The organism is Streptomyces sp. NPDC006207 (genome assembly GCF_040613835.1).
In the GTDB taxonomy this organism is placed as follows: Bacteria; Actinomycetota; Actinomycetes; order Streptomycetales; family Streptomycetaceae; genus Actinacidiphila.
Genome location: NZ_JBEXSX010000028.1, coordinates 49,751 through 68,114 on the forward strand (window position 1 = coordinate 49,751; position 18,364 = coordinate 68,114).

Here is an 18,364-nt window from a genome sequence, read left to right on the forward strand (position 1 = left end):
CCGTGGACGCGAAGACCTACGCGCGCATGCGGGCCATCGCCGACGAGTTGATGGAGCGCGAGGACACCTGGGCCGTGGAGATCGGCGAGGGCGTCATCACGATGATGATGCCGCCGGTCAACCGGCACGAGCTGATCGCCCTGCGGCTGCGGCGGCAGATCGAGCGGCAGATGGCCGACGATCCGGACTGGGCCGGTCACGTGGCCCACAGCGGTCCCGAGATCGAGGCGCCCGCCATAGGGCGCATGCGCCGGCCCGACCTCGTCGTCGTACCGGAACAGGCCCTCGACACCCCCGGTTTCCTCGACCCAGCCGACGTCACCCTGGTGGCCGAGGTCGTCTCCACGTCCAACCCGGAGAACGACTACCGCGAGAAGGCCCGGGACTACCCCGCCATGGGCATCCCGCTGTACCTGATCATCGACCCGCGCGACAGGACGCTGGCCGTCCTCTCCGATCCGGGACCGGCGCCCGGCGACGACGGCCCCCGTTACCGGGCGCGCCACGACTACGCCTTCGGGGACGCCGTCCCCGTGCGGCCGTGGGTCCTGGACAGCGGGGAGTTCCCCGCCTACGACGGTTCCTGATCGTCCCCGGGTGAGGGGGAGGGAACGTCGGGGGCGGCGGGGCCCGGTTCCTCCTCGGCGTCGGGGGCCTCGCGGCCGGTGAGGGCGGCGAGGCTGCCACGGACGTGGGCGAGGTGCTCGCGGATCTCCTCCCGGCGGACCTCGTGCTCGCGCAGTTCGCGTTCGGCGGCCAGACGGATGCGCTCCTCCCGCACCCGGGCCTGGGCGAGCAGCTCCGCGGCGGCGGCGTCGGCCTCCTCCTGGCGGCGCCGCGCGGCCTCCTCCGTCTCCGCCAGGGCCCGGCGGGCGTCGTCCACCATGGCCTCGGCGTAGGAGGTGAGTTCGGCCAGGCGCGAGTCGACCCCGGCCTCGCCCTCCGCGAGTTCGTGCTCCTGGGTGTCGAAGCGCTCGCGGTGCTCCTTCTCCAGTTCGGCGAGCGCCTGTTCGCCCTCCCGCCGCGCGGCGTCGAGCTCCCGGGCGACCTCGTCCCGCAGCAGGCCGGTCTCCTCGCGGGCCTCGCCGAGCACGCGCCCGGCATCGGCACGGGCCTGCTCCAGCACCTGCTCGGCCTGCTCGTCCGCGGTGCCGCGGCGGGCGTGGGCGGCCGCGCGGGCCTCGTCCATGAGCGTGCGGCGGGCGGCCGCGGCCGCGTCGTGCGCGTGCCGGGCCTCCTCCTCGGCCTGTTCGCGTACGGAGGCCGCCTCCTCCTCGACCAGCCGCAGCAGGTCCAGTGCGCCCTTCCCGAGGGATTCGTAGGTGGGCGGCGAGAGCGTGGAGACCGCCTCGCGCAGCGCGGCGCACTCCGCGGTCATCTCGTTGGCCAGGACGGTGAGCCGCGCGGCGCGCTCCCAGGCAGCGTCGCGGTCCTCGGACAGCTCCTCCAGGAAGCGGTCGACCTGTTCGGTGCGGTACCCGCGGCCACGGACGGTGGCGAAGCCGTGGCCGCCGCGGGGGTGTGCCGTGCTCATACCCCTATTCTCGGGGATTTGCCGGATTTACCCATAACGCGACACTCCGACCGGCCCGCAGACCGGCCGGAGCGACGCCGTACGGGGACCTAGAGCATCCCGTCCCACATCTGCTCGATCAGCACCGGCCACCAGTGCTCGGGCGACGCCACCGCGGCCGGGTCGAGCGCGGCCAGCTGGTTCTGGAAGTCGACCGTCCAGCGGCCCGCCTGCTCGGGCGTCAGGCCGAGCCGCCAGCGCCACATCTTCCCGAGCAGTGCCAGGCAGCGGACGAACTCCGGCAGGCTGGAGTTGACGAACTGCGGCACGGGAGCCGTACCGCCCGGCCCGGCCTCCAGCGGCACCGCGACGATGTGCGCCGTGCCGTACTGCACGCACAGCTGGCGGCCGAAGTCATTGCCCATCACCAGGTACGAGCCCGCGTCCGGGGCCGGCTGCACGCCGCGCTCGGCCGCCAGCTCCGCCAGGGTCGGCACCGGCCGCCCCGGCTGGGCCTGGGCCCAGAAGAACGGCCCGAAGTCCACCGGCAGCCCGGACCAGGTGAGCGTCTGCGCGACGAGGTCCGGCACGCCCTGCCGGGCGACCGCCCGCTGGTCGAAGCGGAACACGCCCTGCGGCCCGAAGGACTGCGCCAGTTCCTGCCCGATCGCGTCCAGCGGGATCGGGGAGACCCGCTGGACCTGGTGCTGCTCGGGCAGCGGCACCCGGTGCGGGTGCGCGTGCGCCGGGGCACTCGCCACCTGGTGCAGCTCGCCGAGGTGCGTCAGCAGGTGCTGCACGCCCGCGCGACGGCTCGCGTGGTCCTTGCCGTAGGGGGCGGTACTGCTGATCCGCACCTGGGGCCAGGTCTCGCGGATCATCCGGGCGCAGTAGCCGCCCGGCAGGTCGCACGACTCCAGCTCCGTGTGCAGCTCCAGCACCGCCTGCGGCGGCACGCCGAGGGCGCGCAGCTCGTGCAGGATCTGCCACTCCGGGTGCGGCGTGCCGGGTGCGGAGCGGCGCATCAGCTGCTGTTCCGAGCCGTCCTGCGCGCGGTAGCGGAGCACGGCCAGGTAGCCGGGGCCGACCGTGGGCACCCCGGTGGGCGGCTGCGGCTGGGCCTGCGGCTGCTGGGGGTAGCCGTACGCCGGGGGCTGCGGCGGCGCCGCGACCGGACCGGGCGGCGGCGGGGGCGGTGCCGACGCCCCGGCGGCGCCGTCCGGGCGGGACAGCATCGTCGCGGCCTGGTGCACGTCCCCGGCCGCCGGCTGCGGCGGTACGGGCGGACCGGGCCGGTCGTTCGCGGGGAGCGCCTGCACCAGCTGCGTGGGCACGTACCCGGCGGCCGGGGTGCCGGGCACGCCCGGACCGGGCGGCGGCGCGGGCGGTCCGGGCGGGCCGGCCTTCGAGGTCTCGGCGGCGGACACGTCGGCGGCGCCGCGGCCGGGACCGGGCGGCGGCGGGGGCGGCGGAGGCGGGCCGTCCGGGCGGGACAGCATCGTCGCGGCGTGGTGCACGTCCCCGGGGGCGGGCCTGGCGGGGGTGGACGGCGCGGGCGGCGGCGGGGGCGGGCCCTGCTGGGCCACCGGCGGCGGGGGCGGCGGTGCCACGGCCGGACCGCCGAACGGGGAGCGCGGGGGCCCCGGCGGCGGGGGCGTGGACGAGCCGCCCGGGTAGCCGTAGGCGCCGGGCCCGGGAGCCGGTGGGGGCGGCGTGCCGGCGCCCGCGCCGGGGTAGCCGTAACCGCCCTGCACCTGGGGCCGCGGCAGCGGCGTCCCGGCCTCCGCCACACCGGGCAGCCGCTCGGTGCTGGCGTCGGCGCTCGTCATCGGCGGCGGGGTGTGGGCGTCGTCCGAGTCGCTGATCGGGGGCGCGTAGACGGTCGCCGGCGGCGGCACGGACGCCCCCGCGCCCTGGCTGTCGTTGGCGTCCCGCCACGCGGCGGGCGGCGGGGTGGGCGCGCCGCCGTACGGGGTCGGCATCGGCGGGGTCGGGGTCGGGACGTACGGCTGGGTGGGCGTGGCGGGACCGGGCGTGCTGACCGGGGCCGGGGCGCGCGGCGGTGTGGGGACGGTGTCGGCCCGACCGCCGTCCGGAACGTCACGGCGGTCGGGGATGCCGAGCCGGTCGGCGGCGTCCTGCAGCCACTGCGGCGGGCTCAGCAGGAAGGACGTCGCCTCCAGGTCGATCCGCCGGGGCCGCTCCGGCACGGCGTCCGCGACCGCGCCGGCCGCGGCGCCGTAGATCTCCTCCCAGCGGCGGATGATCTCGCCCACGGGCAGCGCGGGCCAGAGCGTGGCGTCGCCGCTGTCCCGGGCGATGACGATGCGGGTCTCCCCGTCGTCCGAGGTCGGACCGCCGTCCCTCGGCTCGGACCAGACCACGAAGCCCCGGTCGAACTCCCGCACCTGCACCTCACGTGCGAGGTAGGCCGGGACGTCGGCGTTGATCCACCGCTCGGCGCGTTCCTGCGCCTCCGCGAACGTGACCATGTCCTGCCTCACCCCTCCACCGGGACGGCGCGGGCGAAGCCGCCGTCCACCATCAGGTTCGCCACCGTCTCCAGCTCCGGCGGGTCGCCGGCGAGCGCGGCGAGGAAGGCGTCGAAGTCCTCGCCGCAGGGCAGCAGCAGCCCGGTGACCCGCTCCTCGGTGGAACCGAAGGCGCCGTCGGCGTCCCGCACGTCGTCGTACGGGCACAGCCACATGGAACCCAGGTCGGCGCCGCGCGCCTTCACGGCGAGCACACCGCCCTGGACGTAGGAGATCGCCAGGTAGTCCTTGGTGAGGTGGTCCCGCAGGCACTTGTTGACGTAGCCGAGGTCGTTGGCCGCCGCCTCGTCCCGCACGGTGAAGAAGGGCTGGTCGACCAGGAGTCCCAGCATGGGCAGCAGGGCCACACCGCGCGGTGCGCTGCCGCCCGCCGCCTTGAGGAAGGTGCGGTACGCGCCGGGCAGCCGGTAGCCGAGCTCCTCCTCGACGTCCCGGACCTGCTGCTCGGTGACGGCGACCCCGTCCTTGCGCACGCCGAAGTGGACCGGCCGGGTCTCCTGGAGCGGCCGGGTGCCGCGCTTGTCGTGGTCGGCGGAGGCGGTGGTGGCCAGGCCCCCGTGGTGCCGCAGCAACGACTTGACCTCGGCGGGGATCAGCTCCAGACGGCGGCTGCCGGCGACGTGGTGCCAGCTCCACCCGTGCGGCGTGGCGACGGGGGACAGGCTGCCCCACAACTCGTGACCGGCGGCGTGCTGCGCGGCGTTGGCCGACACGTAGTCGGTCAGCCGGAGTTCGTCGATGCCGAAGCCGTCCGGCGGTTCGGCGATCTCGGCCGCCGCGCGGGCGTACGGCGAGAAGTCGGGGAAGCCGCGCTCGTCCACGCGTACGCCCTGCGGGTGGCGGGCGCGCCGCACCGGGTCCGGGAAGTGCACGATCTGACCGGCGTAAGCCGCGTTCGGTGGCGCGGCCCGATACCCGGGCCGACCTGTCGTCATTGCCGATGCCCCCATGCTGGATCCGGTGTTGGGCACAGCCTATGGGGTGTGGCAAGAGGCGCTTGAGCTGGTTCCGGTCACGGCTGGACGGCGGCCGCGGCGAGTTTCCCGTGCTGGGCGCGCGCGACGGCCAGGGGCGGTCCGGCGGGGTCACCGGACGGCTTGACCGTGACGTAGGTTGCCGTGCTGCCCCCGGTGCGCACGACGGTGACGGTGGCGGTGCCTCGCGTGGCGTCGGCGGTGTCGGTCATCACGTAGGCGACCGCCTCGTCGCCCACCGCGGGGGCCCGCGCGGGACGGACGGCGAAGTGCCGGGCGCCTCCCTCCCCGTCCGTCGTCCCGAAGGAACGGCACTGCCTCAGGGCGGCGGTGATCCCGGCGACGACCTCGCCCGCCTCGCCGGGCCGGTGGGCGGCGAGCAGCAGCAGGTCCAGCCCGCCGTCACCGCCGAGCGCCCCGCGCGTGGTGACGGCGGCCGTCACCTGGGCCGTGCGCGGCCGGACGGGGCGGCTGCTCACGGGGTCGGACAGGGGACGGCACCCGGGCCGGTCCGCGGTCAGCGACTCCTCGGGGACGGGCACGCCCGCGCCGCCCGTCACCACGTAGCCGGGCACATCGGCGGAGGTGATCAGCGCCGCCTTCAACCGGGCCGCGGTGAGCGTGCGTTGTGCCCCTCCCGTGGAGGCCGTGGTCGAATCCCGGCCGTTCTCCGTGGGCTTGGCCCCTCTCCCGTCCGACCCGGCGCTACTATCCGTACAACCAATGGCCAACGCAAGGAGCGCCACTGCGGCAGCACACCGGACGACGATACGCATCTCCCCACAGTGCCGTGACATCCGGCACAAAGTAAACCTCTCACCTCACAACCGACTTCCGTAACGCCTTGTCCGTTTGGCAGTCTTACGCACATAGGGGGACGTCCTCGGCGCGAGGACGGATCGGAGGGCCGTACGAAGATGCTGACGAGAGACGCCGCGGATCCGCGGCTCAACTGGGGAGCCGACGAAGCGCCCGCGCCACCGGCGCTGCGCCACCGGCGCGACGGGATCCTGCCGGCGGTCGCCGCCGCGCTGTCCGTCAAGAACGAGGTCCTCACCTGCACCGGCGCCAAGGCGGACCAGCCGCCCCCGCTCCACCCGCTCGTCCAGGACGTCCTCGACGCCCTCCCCGTCGCCCAGCGTGAGCGCTTCACCGGGCGATGTCCCGAGCCGGTGCTGCTGTCCCGCCACCTCACCACCGTCGACGGCGCCCGCAGCAAGCGCGCCGCGCGCAAGCCGCTCACGAACGGCGAGGCCCGCAAGGCCCTCAAGGGCGCCAAGCTCACCGCCCGCCGCATACGCGAGGACGGCGACCCCGCCCATGGCACCTACGCCCCGCCCTGCCGCTCCTGCGAGGCGCTGCTCGCGCACTTCGGCGTCCGCGCCTTCGACCCGGGAGCCGACGCCGAATGAACTCGACCCGCTTCCCCGTCGGCGTCGACGTGGCCCTGCGCGCCGCCGGCTGGCAGCCCGGCCGCTGGGACATCCGGCAGGCCGAGGTCTGGGCCGACACGCTCCGCGCCTACGTCTCCCCCGGCGGCCACCGCCACAGCGTCTTCCCCGCCGCCGTAGAGGCCTGGGCCGAGTTCGGCGGCCTCACCGTGCCGGCCGTCACCTCCCCCGGCCGCCACGTCGCACCCAGCACGGTCCGCGTCGACCCGCTCCACGGGCTGCACCTCGCGCGCACCCTCGGCGACCTCGGCAGCGCGCTCGACACGGAGGTCGCACCGCTCGGGGAGGAGTCCGCGGGCCACGGGCAGCTCGCGATCGACGCCGAGGGGCGCGTCTACTGCCTCGACCACACCGGCGACTACTACCTGGGCCCGACCATCGACGCGGCCCTCGGCGCCCTCACGACGGGCTCCCGCCCCCACCGCCTCACGACCTGACCGCGCCGCCGGGTCGTTGCGTTTGCGGTGCCCCTTGCGGCCGGTTGTTGTGTGCGGGTGCGTTGCGCCTGCGGCGGGCGGTTTCCCCGCCGCCGTCCCTCCCCCAGCCTTCGGCCGGGGGGACCCCCATGGCCGCACCCCGCCCCACCCCCTCCCGTGTGTTGGGGCGCATGACGGCCGGTGGGGGGTGAGTAAGGCACCTGCGGCAACCCCGGACCGCTTTCTGAACCCCCACCGGCCGTTGGCCGCCCGGCGATACGGAGGGGGCGGGTCGTTGGGGGCACCCCCGGCCGAAGGCTGGGGGAGGGTGGGCGTTCTGGACGCTGACGTGTAGGTGTTGTGCGGCATCCGGGGTCCGACCTGGACCGCCCGCCGCAGGCGCAACGAACCCGCACCCAACAACGGGCCGCGAGGGGCACCCCGGGCCGTACCGCTACGCGGGAAGCATCGCGGAGACGCGGAACCCGCCCTCGTGGGTCGTGCCGGCGGCGAACCCCCCGCCGAGCGCCGTGACGCGCTCCTTCATGCCGACCAGCCCGTTGCCCCCGCTGGGCAGCACCAGCGCGGGCGCCCCGTCGGAGGGCCCGTTCTGCACCAGGACCGCGACCTCCGCCTCGCGGTAGGCGAGGCGGATGCGGGCCCACGCGCCGGGCGCGTGCTTGTGGACGTTGGTGAGCGCCTCCTGCACGACGCGGTAGACCGTGGCCTCGACCCGCGCCGCCAGCGGACGCTCCTCCCCCTCCACCGTGAGCTCGACGTCCATCCCGGTGGCCCGCGACTCGTCGAGCAGCCGCCTGAGCTCGGCCAGGCACGGCCCCTGCTCGTCCTCCGTCTCGGCGTCCCCGGCCGCGGCCGGGGGCGGGGACGGGGACGGGGCGGGCGCAATCGTTTCCGCAGCGGCCACGACACGGACCGCCGCACCCGCCGACGCCGCCCGCGCCGCCATCACCGGCTCCGCCCGCAGGACGCCCAGCATCTCGCGCAGCTCGTTGAGCGCCTGCCGCCCCATGTCCCCGAGGAGCTGCGCGCTGGCCGAGGCCTTCTCGGGGTCCTTGACGGCGATCGCCTGCAGCGCGGCCGCGTGCACGACCATGAGGCTCACCCGGTGTGCGACGACGTCGTGCATCTCGCGCGCGATGCGGGTGCGCTCCTCCATGCGGGCACGCTCCGCGGAGCTCGTGGCCGTCTCGGCCAGCAGGGACAGCTCCCGCTCCAGGCCGTCCGCCCGTTCCCGCAGGCTCTCCACGAGCCGGCGCCGGGCGCCGACGTACAGGCCCAGCAGCACCGGCGGCGCGGTGACGCCGACCGCCGCGAGCACGGAGGTGAGGACGACCACGGCCAGCGGCGCGTGGTACGCCGCGCCGCCGAGGTCACCGTGCATCTCCAGGAAGGTGACGATCAGCATGCCGAGCATGGTCATCCCCGACAGCACCGCGATGATCCGCCGCGGTACGTCGGAGGCGGCCAGGGTGTAGAGGCCCACGATGCTCAGCAGGATGCCCATCTGGGCCGGCGTGACGGCGATGGAGACCAGGACGACCAGGACCGGCCAGCGCCTGCGGAGCACCAGCACCGAGCCGACCAGCAGGCCGAACAGACCCGTGACGACCGGCGAGACCCCGGACTTCTCGGCGAAGGCCGCGCCTTCCAGGAGGCATTCCACGGCCGAGACGAAGGCCAGGGACACGTCGAGCACCATGCTGCGCCGCCTGGGCCACCACCACGGCCCGGCGACCGCCCGGCTTCGTCCGCCGGCCCCGTCCGGTACGTACTCCCCCGTCGTACTCATACGGACCAGCCTAGACGCGACGGTGTCCGCCTGGCGGTCAGCCCCGGTCCGTGGGGCGGCCCCGACCTATCCTTGTGCCGTCGGACAGCGCGGTCCGGACAATGCCGCCGACCATTCCACTGCACGAGGAGCCGCACCTGTGAGCAGCGCCGACAACACCACCGGCAGCGCCCCCCTCCGCGCGGACATCCGCCGCCTGGGAGACCTCCTCGGCGGGACGCTCGTCCGGCAGGAGGGCCCGGAGCTCCTCGATCTCGTCGAGAGGGTGCGGGCGCTGACCCGCAGCGACGGCGAGGCCGCCGCCGCCCTGCTCGGCGAGACCGATCTGGAGACCGCGGCCAAGCTGGTACGGGCGTTCTCCACCTACTTCCACCTCGCCAACGTCACCGAGCAGGTGCACCGGGGCCGTGAGCTGCGTTCCCGCAGGGCGGCCGATGGCGGCCTGCTGGCCCGTACGGCCGACCTGCTCAAGGACGCCGACCCGGAGCACCTGCGGCAGACCGTGCGCAACCTCAACGTGCGTCCGGTCTTCACCGCCCACCCGACCGAGGCGGCCCGCCGCAGCGTGCTGAACAAGCTGCGGGTGATCGCCGCGCTGCTGGACGAGTCCGTCGAGGGGGGCGGGGACCGCCGCCGCAGCGACCTGCGTCTGGCGGAGAACATCGACCTGCTCTGGCAGACCGACGAACTGCGTGTCGTGCGCCCCGAGCCCGCCGACGAGGCGCGCAACGCCATCTACTACCTGGACGAGCTGCACGCGGGCGCGGTCGGCGACGTGCTGGAGGACCTGGCGGTCGAGCTGGAGCGGGTCGGTGTGCCGCTGCCCGCGGAGACCCGCCCGCTGACCTTCGGCACCTGGATCGGCGGCGACCGGGACGGCAACCCCAACGTCACCCCGCAGGTCACCTGGGACGTGCTGATCCTGCAGCACGAGCACGGCATCACGGACGCCCTGGAGCTCGTCGACGACCTGCGCGCGGCGCTGTCCAACTCGATCCGCAACTCGGGCGCCTCACCCGAGCTGCTGGCCGACCTGGAGCAGGACCTGCAGCGCCTCCCGGAGATCAGCCCCCGCTACAAGCGGCTGAACGCGGAGGAGCCCTACCGCCTCAAGGCCACCTGCATCCGGCAGAAGCTGCTCAACACCCGGGATCGGCTGGCCGGCGGCACGCCGCACGTGCCCGGCCGCGACTATCTCGGGACCGGCGGCCTCCTGGCCGACCTGCGTCTGGTGCAGGACTCGCTGCGCGCCAACCGCGGTGAGCTGATCGCGGACGGCCGTCTGGACCGCACCATCCGCACGCTGGCCGCCTTCGGTCTGCAGCTGGCCACGATGGACGTCCGCGAGCACGCCGACGCCCACCACCACGCCCTCGGCCAGCTCTTCGACCGGCTCGGCGAGGAGTCCTGGCGGTACGCGGACATGCCGCGGGACTACCGGCGCAGGCTGCTCGCCAAGGAGTTGCGCTCGCGGCGGCCCCTGGCGCCGTCCCCGGCGCCGCTGGATGCGGCGGGGGCGAAGACGCTGGGCGTCTTCGACACCGTGCGGGAGTCCTTCGAGCGGTTCGGGCCCGAGGTGGTCGAGTCGTACATCATCTCGATGTGCCTGGGCTCCGACGACGTCTTCGCGGCGGCGGTGCTGGCCCGCGAGGCCGGGCTGATCGACCTGCACGCGGGGATCGCCAAGATCGGCATCGTGCCGCTGCTGGAGACCACCGACGAGCTGAAGGTCGCCGACAGGCTGCTCGACGAGATGCTCTCCGACCCCTCGTACCGCAAGCTCGTCTCGCTCCGCGGCGACGTGCAGGAGGTCATGCTCGGCTACAGCGACAGCTCGAAGTTCGGCGGCATCACCACCTCGCAGTGGGAGATCCACCGGGCGCAGCGGAGCCTGCGTGACGTGGCGCACCGCCACGGGGTGCGGCTGCGGCTCTTCCACGGCCGCGGCGGCACCGTCGGCCGGGGCGGCGGCCCGACGCACGACGCGATCCTGGCGCAGCCGTGGGGCACGCTGGAGGGCGAGATCAAGGTGACCGAGCAGGGCGAGGTCATCTCCGACAAGTACCTGATCCCGTCCCTGGCGCGGGAGAACCTGGAGCTGACGGTCGCGGCCACGCTGCAGGCCTCGGCGCTGCACACCGCGCCCCGCCAGTCCGAGGAGGCGCTGTCCCGCTGGGACGCGGCCATGGACGTGGTCTCCGACGCCGCGCACTCCGCTTACCGGCGGCTGGTGGAGGACCCGGACCTGCCCGCGTACTTCTTCGCCTCCACCCCCGTGGACCAGCTGGCCGAGCTGCACCTGGGCTCGCGCCCCTCGCGCCGCCCGGACAGCGGGGCGGGCCTGGACGGGCTGCGGGCCATCCCGTGGGTGTTCGGCTGGACGCAGTCGCGGCAGATCGTGCCGGGCTGGTTCGGCGTCGGCTCGGGCCTGAGGGCCGCCCGCGAGGCGGGCCGGGAGGCGGACATCGCCGAGGCGTACGAGCAGTGGCACTTCTTCCGGAACTTCCTGTCCAACGTCGAGATGACGCTGGCCAAGACCGACCTGCGGATCGCCGAGCACTACGTCGGCACCCTGGTGCCCGACGGGCTCAAGCACGTCTTCGACGTCATCAAGGCCGAGCACGAGCTGACGGTCGCCGAGGTGCTGCGGATCACCGGTGAGGCGGAGCTGCTGGACGCGCAGCCGGTGCTCCAGCAGACCTTCCGGATCCGGGACGCCTACCTCGACCCGATCTCCTACCTCCAGGTGGCGCTGCTGCACCGGCAGCGCGAGGCCGCCGCCCGCGGCGAGGAGCCCGACCCGCTGCTCGCCCGCGCGCTGCTGCTGACGGTGAACGGCGTGGCGGCCGGCCTGCGCAACACCGGCTGACCACCTGCCGCAGGACACGACGAAGGGCGGTGCCCCCCGCGGGGGGGGCACCGCCCTTCGTCCTGTGCGTGCGGAGCGGGGCGCGGCGTCAGTTCTTGCGGTGGCCGATCAGCCGCGGCCTGGGCTCGAGCCCGGACAGGCCGTTCCAGGACAGGTTCACCAGGTGCGCGGCGACCTCCGCCTTCTTGGGCTTCTGGGCGTCCAGCCACCACTGCCCGGTGAGCGCCACCATCCCGACCAGCGCCTGCGCGTAGAGCGGGGCGAGCTTGGCGTCGAAGCCGCGCTGCTTGAACTCCATGCCCAGGATGTCCTCCACCTGGGTGGCGATGTCGCTGATCAGTGAGGCGAAGGTGCCGGTGGACTGGGCGACGGGCGAGTCCCGCACGAGGATCCGGAAGCCGTCGGTGTACTGCTCGATGTAGTCCAGCAGCGCGAAGGCCGCCTGTTCCAGCAGTTCGCGCGGATGGCCACCGGTGAGGGCACCGGTGACCATGTCCAGCAGGCACCGCATCTCGCGGTCCACGACGACGGCGTAGAGGCCCTCCTTGCCGCCGAAGTGCTCGTACACGACGGGCTTGGAGACGCCCGCCTTGTGCGCGATCTCCTCGACGGAGGTGCCCTCGAAACCGCGTTCGGCGAAGAGCGTGCGCCCCACGTCGAGGAGTTGCTCGCGGCGCTCCTTGCCCGTCATGCGGACCCGTCGGGCACGCCGCGACGGCGTGCCCTCGCTGCCCCTGCTGCTGCTTCTGCCGTCGCTCACCCGTCAATCATGCCGCTTCGCTGACGCTCTCCTTACGGCGGGCGGCGATCCGGTCAGCGGTCGGCCACCGTACGTCACTGGCCCACCCGAGCAGTTCGAACCAGCGGATGATGCGGGCGCTGGAGTCGACCTGGCCGCGGAGCACGCCGTGCCGGGCGGAGGTGGGGTCGGCGTGGTGGAGGTTGTGCCAGGACTCGCCGCAGGACAGCACGGCCAGCCACCAGACGTTGCCGGACTTGTCGCGGGAGCGGAAGGGCCGCTTGCCGACCGCGTGGCAGATCGAGTTGATCGACCAGGTGACGTGGTGCAGCAGGGCCACACGGACCAGGGAGCCCCAGAAGAAGGCGGTGGCGGCGCCGGTCCACGACATCGTCGCCAGGCCGCCGATCAGCGGCGGGAGCAGCAGCGAGACGGAGGTCCAGAGCCAGAAGTCACGGCTGATCCGGCGGATCGCCGGGTCCTTGATCAGATCGGGGGCGTACTTGTGCTGGGGGGTCTGCTCCTCGTCGAACAACCAGCCCATGTGGGCCCACCACAGGCCCTTCATCAGCGCGGGGACGGTCTCGCCGTAGCGCCAGGGGCTGTGCGGGTCGCCGTCGGCGTCGGAGAACTTGTGGTGCTTGCGGTGGTCGGCGACCCACCGCACGATCGGTCCCTCGACGGCCATCGACCCGGCGATGGCCAGGGCGATCTTCAGCGGGCGGTTGGCCTTGAAGGAGCCGTGGGTGAAGTGGCGGTGGAAGCCGATGGTGATGCCGTGACAGCCGAGGTAGTACATCCCCACCATCAGGCCGAGGTCGAGCCAGCTCAGGCCCCATCCCCACGCGAGCGGGATCGCCGCGACGAGGGCGAGGAAGGGGATGCCGATGAAGAGTCCGAGGGTGATCTGCTCGAGTGACTGCTTCTTGTCACCACCGAGCGTGGCGCGGGGAAGCGGGGCCCCGGAGCCGGCCCCGGGTTCCGGGGACTCGGTGATCACGTCGGTCTGTGTGGTCATGGTGGTCCCTCAATGAAGGTCGGGGGCTACGCCACCGTAACTTACGGCTTCGTAAGTATGGCAGGGCTAAGTGAAGGCCGAACAGAGCACGCGTGTCGGCGGGAATACGGCTCTTGGCACTTGTACCCACCTTTCACGAGGGGAAGTACCGATCTTTCTCGTCGCATTGGAGGCCGCCGGTGCGGCATAGTGGTGGAGGCCAGACGGGCACCCTGACCGGATGTCCTGTTCGGCCGGGGTTTCCTTCCGCTGTGGTGTAACGGCAGCACTGAGGGTTTTGGTCCCTTAAGTCCGGGTTCGAATCCTGGCAGCGGAGCACTGACCGAAGGGTCGCGGCAACCGTCGCGACCCTTCCGCGTTCCCCGCCCGAAACGCCCCGGTATCCTTCGGGTGACCTTCACCCCACGCCGAGGAGTCCGTTCCGTGAGCGCCCACCGCCCGGCCGCCGTCATCGTCCTTGCCGCGGGTGAGGGCACCCGTATGAAGTCGGCGACCCCCAAAGTCCTGCACACGATCAGCGGCCGCTCCCTGGTCGGACACGTCGTGGCCGCGGCCCGCGCCCTGGAGCCCGACCACCTGCTGGTCGTGGTCGGTCACGCCCGCGAGCAGGTGACCGCCCACCTGGCCGGGACCGACGCCGAGATCCGCACCGCCGTGCAGTACGAGCAGAACGGCACCGGCCACGCGGTCCGGGCGGGCCTGGCGGAACTCCCGGAGCTGACCGGCACGGTGGTCATCACCGCCGGCGACACCCCGCTGCTCACCCCGGACACCCTGCGCGCGCTGGTCGAGGCCCACGCCGCCGACGGCAACGCCGTCACCGTGCTGACCGCCGAGGTCCCCGACCCGACCGGCTACGGCCGCATCGTGCGCGACGCCGACGGCTCGGTGCTGGCGATCGTCGAGCAGAAGGACGCCACCGACGAGCAGCGGGCCATCCCCGAGATCAACTCCGGGGTGTTCGCCTTCGACGCGCAGTTGCTGACCGACGCGCTGGCCAAGGTGACCACCGACAACGCCCAGGGCGAGGAGTACCTCACCGACACCCTCGGCATCCTGCGCGAGGCCGGCCACCGCGTCGGCGCCTCGGTCGCCGGGGACCACCGCGAGATCGCCGGCATCAACAACCGCGTGCAGCTCGCCGAGGCCCGCCGCATCCTCAACGACCGCCTGCTGCACCGGGCGATGCTGGAGGGCGCGACGATCATGGACCCGGCGTCGACCTGGCTGGACGTCACCGTGGAGTTCGAGCCCGACACCCTGGTGCTGCCGAACACCCAGCTGTACGGCGCGACCCGGCTCGCCTCGGGCGCCGTGGTCGGCCCCAACTGCACGCTGACCGACACCCTGGTCGGCCCCGGCGCCACGGTGAGCAACACCGTGGCCGTCAGCGCGGAGATCGGCGAGGCCGCCTCGGTCGGCCCGTTCGCCTACCTGCGCCCGGGCGCCAAGCTCGGCCCCAAGGCGAAGGCCGGCACCTACGTCGAGATGAAGAACGCCACCCTCGGCGAGGGCACCAAGGTGCCGCACCTGTCCTACGTCGGCGACGCGACGATCGGCGATCACACGAACATCGGCGCCGCCAGCGTCTTCGTCAACTACGACGGGCAGGCCAAGCACCACACCACGATCGGCTCCCACTGCCGCACCGGCTCCGACAACATGTTCGTGGCCCCCGTCACAGTCGGGGACGGCGCCTACACCGCCGCGGGCTCCGTGATCACCAAGGACGTGCCGGCCGGTTCGCTCGCCGTCGCGCGCGGCCAGCAGCGCAACATCGAGGGCTGGGTGGCCAGGAAGCGGCCCGGCAGCGCGGCGGCCCACGCCGCCGAACAAGCCCAGCAGGCCGCGCCGGAGGCCTGACCGGCGGGGGAGCGCGTGCGGGGTGGCCTTCCCCACGTGCGCGGTCGCGCCACGCAGCGCGTACCGTGTGAGGTGCACACAATTCCGCCAGCTCCCTCACCGAGGGCGAAGCTGCGTTGAACACCAAGGAGACGGTGCAGTGACCGGGATCAAGACGACCGGTGAGAAGAAGCTGATGCTCTTCTCCGGCCGCGCACACCCCGAGCTCGCGGAGGAGGTGGCACGTGAGCTGGGCGTCAACCTTGTGCCGACGAAGGCCTTCGACTTCGCGAACGGTGAGATCTACGTCCGCTTCGAGGAGTCGGCCCGCGGCTCGGACGCTTTCGTCATCCAGAGCCACACCGCTCCCATCAACAAGTGGATCATGGAGCAGCTGATCATGATCGACGCGCTGAAGCGGGCCTCCGCCAAGCGCATCACCGTGGTCGTGCCGTTCTACGGTTACGCCCGCCAGGACAAGAAGCACCGCGGCCGCGAGCCGATCTCGGCCCGCCTCGTGGCCGACCTGATGAAGACCGCGGGCGCCGACCGGATCCTCACGGTCGACCTGCACACCGACCAGATCCAGGGCTTCTTCGACGGCCCGGTCGACCACCTGTTCGCGCTGCCCATACTGGCGGACTACGTGGGCGCCAAGGTCGACCGCTCGAAGCTGACCGTCGTCTCCCCCGACGCCGGCCGGGTGCGCGTGGCCGACCGCTGGTGCGACCGCCTGGGCGCGCCGCTGGCCATCGTCCACAAGCGGCGCGACCCGGACGTCGCCAACCAGGTCACCGTGCACGAGGTGGTCGGTGACGTGCGCGGCCGCATCTGCGTCCTGGTGGACGACATGATCGACACCGGCGGCACCATCTGCGCCGCGGCGGACGCCCTGTTCGCCAACGGCGCGGAGGACGTCATCGTCACCGCCACCCACGGTGTCCTGTCCGGCCCGGCCGCGGACCGGCTGAAGAACTCCAAGGTGAGCGAGTTCGTCTTCACCGACACCCTGCCGACGCCGGGTGAACTGGACCTGGACAAGATCACGGTGCTGTCCATCGCGCCGACGATCGCCAACGCGGTCCGCGAGGTCTTCGAGGACGGCTCCGTGACGAGCCTCTTCGAGGACGCGCACTGATCACCGTCTGATCGATTTCCGGGGCGGCCTCCCCGCCGGGTAGACTCAGCGAGTTGCTCGGCGAGGGAGGCCGTTCCCGTTTCGGCGGCGGACTCCGTTATCGACGCGCTCCTCGTAAGTGGAACGGCCCGTCGTGGGCTGGGCGACCGACCGAAGTCCCGTCGTCATCACGAGGAGTGTGATCCCCATGTCCGAGGTGAAGATCTCCGCGCAGCTGCGCACCGAGTTCGGCAAGGGCGCCGCCCGCCGCATCCGCCGCTCGCACCAGGTCCCCGGTGTCATCTACGGCCACGGCCAGGACCCCAAGCACGTCGCCCTGCCCGGCCACGACCTGCTGCTCGCCCTGCGCACCCCGAACGTCCTGATCAGCCTGGACATCGAGGGTGACGGCAACGAGCTGGTCATCCCCAAGGCCGTGCAGCGCGACCCGCTGAAGGGCTTCCTGGAGCACGTCGACCTGCTCGCGGTCAAGCGCGGCGAGAAGGTCACCGTCGAGATCGTGGTCAACACCGAGGGCGAGCTCGCCCCCGGCGGCAACCTGCTGGAGCACGTGCTCAACGCGCTGCCGGTCGAGGCCGAGGCGACCCACATCCCCGACGGCGTCACCGTCTCCGTCGAGGGCCTGGAGGCCGGTACCTCCATCCTCGCCAAGGACATCCCGCTCCCCAAGGGCACCACCCTGGCCGTCGACGAGGACACCGTCGTCCTGCAGGTCGTCGCCGCCCAGGCCGAGGCTCCCGCCGAGGGCGAGGGTGAGGGCGCCGAGGGCGAGGGCGCCGAGGCCGCTGCCGAGTAAGTACGGCAGCACCCGCAGTTCCCCGTCCGCCGCCCCGCTCCGCAAGGAGCGGGGCGGCGGTCCTGTTGAATGGACGACATGAGCATGAGCGCAGCGGAAAGCGCCCCCGAGGGGCCCTGGCTGGTGGCCGGTCTGGGCAACCCCGGACCGGAGTACGCCGGCAACCGGCACAACATCGGCTTCATGGTCGCCGACCTGCTCGCCGACCGGATCGGCGGGCGCTTCAAGACCCACAAGAGCCGGTCCCAGGTCGTCGAGGGGCGCATCGGCGGCCGCCGCGTCGTGCTGGCCAAGCCGATGACGTACATGAACCTCTCCGGAGGCCCGGTGACGGCGCTGCGCGACTTCTACAAGGTGCCGCTCGGCAACCTCGTCGCGGTCCACGACGAGTTGGACATCGACTACGCCACCCTGCGCCTGAAGAAGGGCGGCGGCGACAACGGCCACAACGGCCTGAAGTCGATCACCAAGTCCCTCGGCCCCGACTACCTGCGGGTCCGCTGCGGCATCGGCCGCCCGCCGGGGCGGATGCAGGTCGCGGACTTCGTCCTGAAGGACTTCTCCTCCACCGAGCGCAAGGAGCTCGAGTGGTTCGTGGACCGGGCGGCCGACGCGGTCGAGTCGCTCGTCTGCGAGGGGCTGGAGAGGGCGCAGGGCACCTACAACGGTTGACCATCGAAAGGTTGACCGAGTGCCATGCAATGGCCAAGGATCGCCCGCATGGTCAAACGGAGTCTCGCCCGCCGCACCGCCGAGAGCGCCTGGGGGCTGCTGCTGGTCGGCCGCATCGTGGTGCTGAGCGCGCTGGTCCTGGTCATGCTGGCGGCCGGGGTGTGGACCTCGTGGAAGACCGCCCAGCACGTCATGCTCACCAAGGGCCGCGAGCAGGGCACGATGACGGTCTCCACCTGCGGCGCCGACACCTGCACCGGCCCCTTCGTGCCGGAGGGTCTCGGCTCCCTCCGCGGGAAGGTGACGATCGACAAGGCGGTCACCCACCGCACCGGCGAGCGGATACCGGTCGCGGTCAAGCCCGGCACGGACGACGTGGTGCGCACCGGGCTCGCCGGTGTGCTGCACGCCTGGGTCCCGCTGGGCGGCGCCCTGCTCCTCGCCTCCCTGGTCCTGGCCGGGGGGCTGCGCTGGCCCCGCACCGCCTGGACCGCCGCCCTGGCCGGCGCCGCACTCCTGGGGGCGGCCTTCCTCACGCTGTGACGGCTGTACCGGTTGTGCCGCCCGGCGGCGC

Annotated in this window: 16 protein-coding genes and 1 tRNA gene; 10 read left to right on the forward strand and 7 right to left on the reverse strand. The window is 73.1% G+C overall.

Annotated elements, in window-relative coordinates; all coding sequences use genetic code 11:
- Nucleotides 1-2: 2 nt before the first annotated feature.
- Entirely contained in the window at nucleotides 3-587 is a 585-nt protein-coding gene (locus tag ABZ312_RS22860; protein ID WP_500328695.1) for a Uma2 family endonuclease, read from the forward strand.
- Here the strand turns inward: ABZ312_RS22860 and ABZ312_RS22865 are convergent.
- The 4 genes from ABZ312_RS22865 to ABZ312_RS22880 all read right to left on the reverse strand — a co-directional run bounded on the left by ABZ312_RS22865 (nucleotide 572) and on the right by ABZ312_RS22880 (nucleotide 5,644).
- Nucleotides 572-1,534 (reverse strand): DivIVA domain-containing protein, encoded by a 963-nt coding sequence (locus tag ABZ312_RS22865; protein ID WP_500438641.1) that lies wholly within the window; start codon nucleotides 1,532-1,534, stop codon nucleotides 572-574. The two genes, ABZ312_RS22860 and ABZ312_RS22865, sit on opposite strands and share 16 nt — an antisense overlap.
- A gap of 89 nt (nucleotides 1,535-1,623) precedes the next feature.
- Nucleotides 1,624-4,005, reverse strand: coding sequence for an SUKH-4 family immunity protein (locus ABZ312_RS22870; protein ID WP_500438642.1), 2,382 nt, complete (start codon nucleotides 4,003-4,005; stop codon nucleotides 1,624-1,626).
- Nucleotides 4,006-4,013: 8 nt separating this feature from the next.
- Nucleotides 4,014-5,000 carry an HNH endonuclease gene (locus ABZ312_RS22875; protein ID WP_499512252.1) on the reverse strand — a complete coding sequence of 329 codons (987 nt, stop codon included), beginning with the start codon at nucleotides 4,998-5,000 and terminating at the stop codon, nucleotides 4,014-4,016.
- 77 nt (nucleotides 5,001-5,077) lie between these two features.
- Nucleotides 5,078-5,644, reverse strand: a complete 567-nt coding sequence (locus tag ABZ312_RS22880) for a hypothetical protein (RefSeq protein WP_500360893.1) — start codon at nucleotides 5,642-5,644, stop codon at nucleotides 5,078-5,080.
- A gap of 312 nt (nucleotides 5,645-5,956) precedes the next feature.
- Here ABZ312_RS22880 and ABZ312_RS22885 point away from each other — a divergent pair, with 312 nt between their 5' ends.
- A complete protein-coding gene (locus tag ABZ312_RS22885) occupies nucleotides 5,957-6,451 on the forward strand; it encodes a YwqJ-related putative deaminase (protein ID WP_500438643.1) in 495 nt (164 codons plus the stop codon).
- Entirely contained in the window at nucleotides 6,448-6,927 is a 480-nt protein-coding gene (locus tag ABZ312_RS22890) for an SUKH-3 domain-containing protein (protein WP_499512255.1), read from the forward strand. The genes ABZ312_RS22885 and ABZ312_RS22890 overlap by 4 nt, the downstream gene beginning before the upstream one ends.
- A gap of 433 nt (nucleotides 6,928-7,360) precedes the next feature.
- Here the strand turns inward: ABZ312_RS22890 and ABZ312_RS22895 are convergent, their stop codons facing one another.
- Complete coding sequence (locus ABZ312_RS22895; protein WP_500438644.1) at nucleotides 7,361-8,716, reverse strand: sensor histidine kinase; 1,356 nt, start codon at nucleotides 8,714-8,716, stop codon at nucleotides 7,361-7,363.
- Between the two features lie 139 nt (nucleotides 8,717-8,855).
- Here ABZ312_RS22895 and ppc point away from each other — a divergent pair, with 139 nt between their 5' ends.
- The gene (gene ppc / locus ABZ312_RS22900) at nucleotides 8,856-11,585 is read left to right on the forward strand and encodes a phosphoenolpyruvate carboxylase (RefSeq protein ID WP_500329004.1); all 2,730 of its coding nucleotides are present in this window, start codon (nucleotides 8,856-8,858) and stop codon (nucleotides 11,583-11,585) included.
- An 88-nt stretch (nucleotides 11,586-11,673) separates the two neighbouring features.
- Here ppc and ABZ312_RS22905 read toward each other — a convergent pair whose 3' ends face one another.
- Together ABZ312_RS22905 and ABZ312_RS22910 are read right to left on the reverse strand one after the other, a co-directional pair.
- Nucleotides 11,674-12,276 carry a TetR/AcrR family transcriptional regulator gene (locus ABZ312_RS22905; RefSeq protein WP_018559808.1) on the reverse strand — a complete coding sequence of 201 codons (603 nt, stop codon included), beginning with the start codon at nucleotides 12,274-12,276 and terminating at the stop codon, nucleotides 11,674-11,676.
- A gap of 76 nt (nucleotides 12,277-12,352) precedes the next feature.
- Nucleotides 12,353-13,342, reverse strand: coding sequence for an acyl-CoA desaturase (locus ABZ312_RS22910; RefSeq protein WP_500329003.1), 990 nt, complete (start codon nucleotides 13,340-13,342; stop codon nucleotides 12,353-12,355).
- Between the two features lie 245 nt (nucleotides 13,343-13,587).
- On the opposite strand from ABZ312_RS22910, the gene ABZ312_RS22915 reads away from it, so the two are divergent.
- The 6 genes from ABZ312_RS22915 to ABZ312_RS22940 all read left to right on the forward strand — a co-directional run bounded on the left by ABZ312_RS22915 (nucleotide 13,588) and on the right by ABZ312_RS22940 (nucleotide 18,333).
- Nucleotides 13,588-13,658, forward strand: a tRNA-Gln gene (locus ABZ312_RS22915).
- A 107-nt stretch (nucleotides 13,659-13,765) separates the two neighbouring features.
- The gene (glmU, locus tag ABZ312_RS22920; RefSeq protein ID WP_500359305.1) at nucleotides 13,766-15,205 is read left to right on the forward strand and encodes a bifunctional UDP-N-acetylglucosamine diphosphorylase/glucosamine-1-phosphate N-acetyltransferase GlmU; all 1,440 of its coding nucleotides are present in this window, start codon (nucleotides 13,766-13,768) and stop codon (nucleotides 15,203-15,205) included.
- A gap of 139 nt (nucleotides 15,206-15,344) precedes the next feature.
- Complete coding sequence (locus ABZ312_RS22925; RefSeq protein ID WP_329187428.1) at nucleotides 15,345-16,322, forward strand: ribose-phosphate diphosphokinase; 978 nt, start codon at nucleotides 15,345-15,347, stop codon at nucleotides 16,320-16,322.
- A gap of 187 nt (nucleotides 16,323-16,509) precedes the next feature.
- Nucleotides 16,510-17,118: a 50S ribosomal protein L25/general stress protein Ctc gene (locus ABZ312_RS22930; protein WP_499512260.1), complete on the forward strand. Its 609-nt coding sequence runs from the start codon at nucleotides 16,510-16,512 to the stop codon at nucleotides 17,116-17,118.
- Between the two features lie 84 nt (nucleotides 17,119-17,202).
- Nucleotides 17,203-17,790 carry an aminoacyl-tRNA hydrolase gene (pth, locus tag ABZ312_RS22935; RefSeq protein WP_500329001.1) on the forward strand — a complete coding sequence of 196 codons (588 nt, stop codon included), beginning with the start codon at nucleotides 17,203-17,205 and terminating at the stop codon, nucleotides 17,788-17,790.
- A gap of 48 nt (nucleotides 17,791-17,838) precedes the next feature.
- Complete coding sequence (locus ABZ312_RS22940) at nucleotides 17,839-18,333, forward strand: hypothetical protein (protein WP_499512262.1); 495 nt, start codon at nucleotides 17,839-17,841, stop codon at nucleotides 18,331-18,333.
- The last annotated feature ends 31 nt before the right edge of the window (nucleotides 18,334-18,364 follow it).

What these genes read in the sequence shown, in the direction of transcription:
- ABZ312_RS22865 (WP_500438641.1), bottom strand. Translation starts at nt 1,534, where the DNA reads ATGAGCACGGCACACCCCCGCGGCGGCCACGGCTTCGCCACCGTCCGT.
- ABZ312_RS22870 (WP_500438642.1), bottom strand. Translation starts at nt 4,005, where the DNA reads ATGGTCACGTTCGCGGAGGCGCAGGAACGCGCCGAGCGGTGGATCAAC.
- ABZ312_RS22875 (WP_499512252.1), bottom strand. Translation starts at nt 5,000, where the DNA reads ATGACGACAGGTCGGCCCGGGTATCGGGCCGCGCCACCGAACGCGGCT.
- ABZ312_RS22885 (WP_500438643.1), top strand. Translation starts at nt 5,957, where the DNA reads ATGCTGACGAGAGACGCCGCGGATCCGCGGCTCAACTGGGGAGCCGAC.
- ABZ312_RS22890 (WP_499512255.1), top strand. Translation starts at nt 6,448, where the DNA reads ATGAACTCGACCCGCTTCCCCGTCGGCGTCGACGTGGCCCTGCGCGCC.
- ABZ312_RS22895 (WP_500438644.1), bottom strand. Translation starts at nt 8,716, where the DNA reads ATGAGTACGACGGGGGAGTACGTACCGGACGGGGCCGGCGGACGAAGC.
- ABZ312_RS22905 (WP_018559808.1), bottom strand. Translation starts at nt 12,276, where the DNA reads ATGACGGGCAAGGAGCGCCGCGAGCAACTCCTCGACGTGGGGCGCACG.
- ABZ312_RS22910 (WP_500329003.1), bottom strand. Translation starts at nt 13,342, where the DNA reads ATGACCACACAGACCGACGTGATCACCGAGTCCCCGGAACCCGGGGCC.
- ABZ312_RS22930 (WP_499512260.1), top strand. Translation starts at nt 16,510, where the DNA reads ATGTCCGAGGTGAAGATCTCCGCGCAGCTGCGCACCGAGTTCGGCAAG.
- pth (WP_500329001.1), top strand. Translation starts at nt 17,203, where the DNA reads ATGAGCGCAGCGGAAAGCGCCCCCGAGGGGCCCTGGCTGGTGGCCGGT.
- ABZ312_RS22940 (WP_499512262.1), top strand. Translation starts at nt 17,839, where the DNA reads ATGGTCAAACGGAGTCTCGCCCGCCGCACCGCCGAGAGCGCCTGGGGG.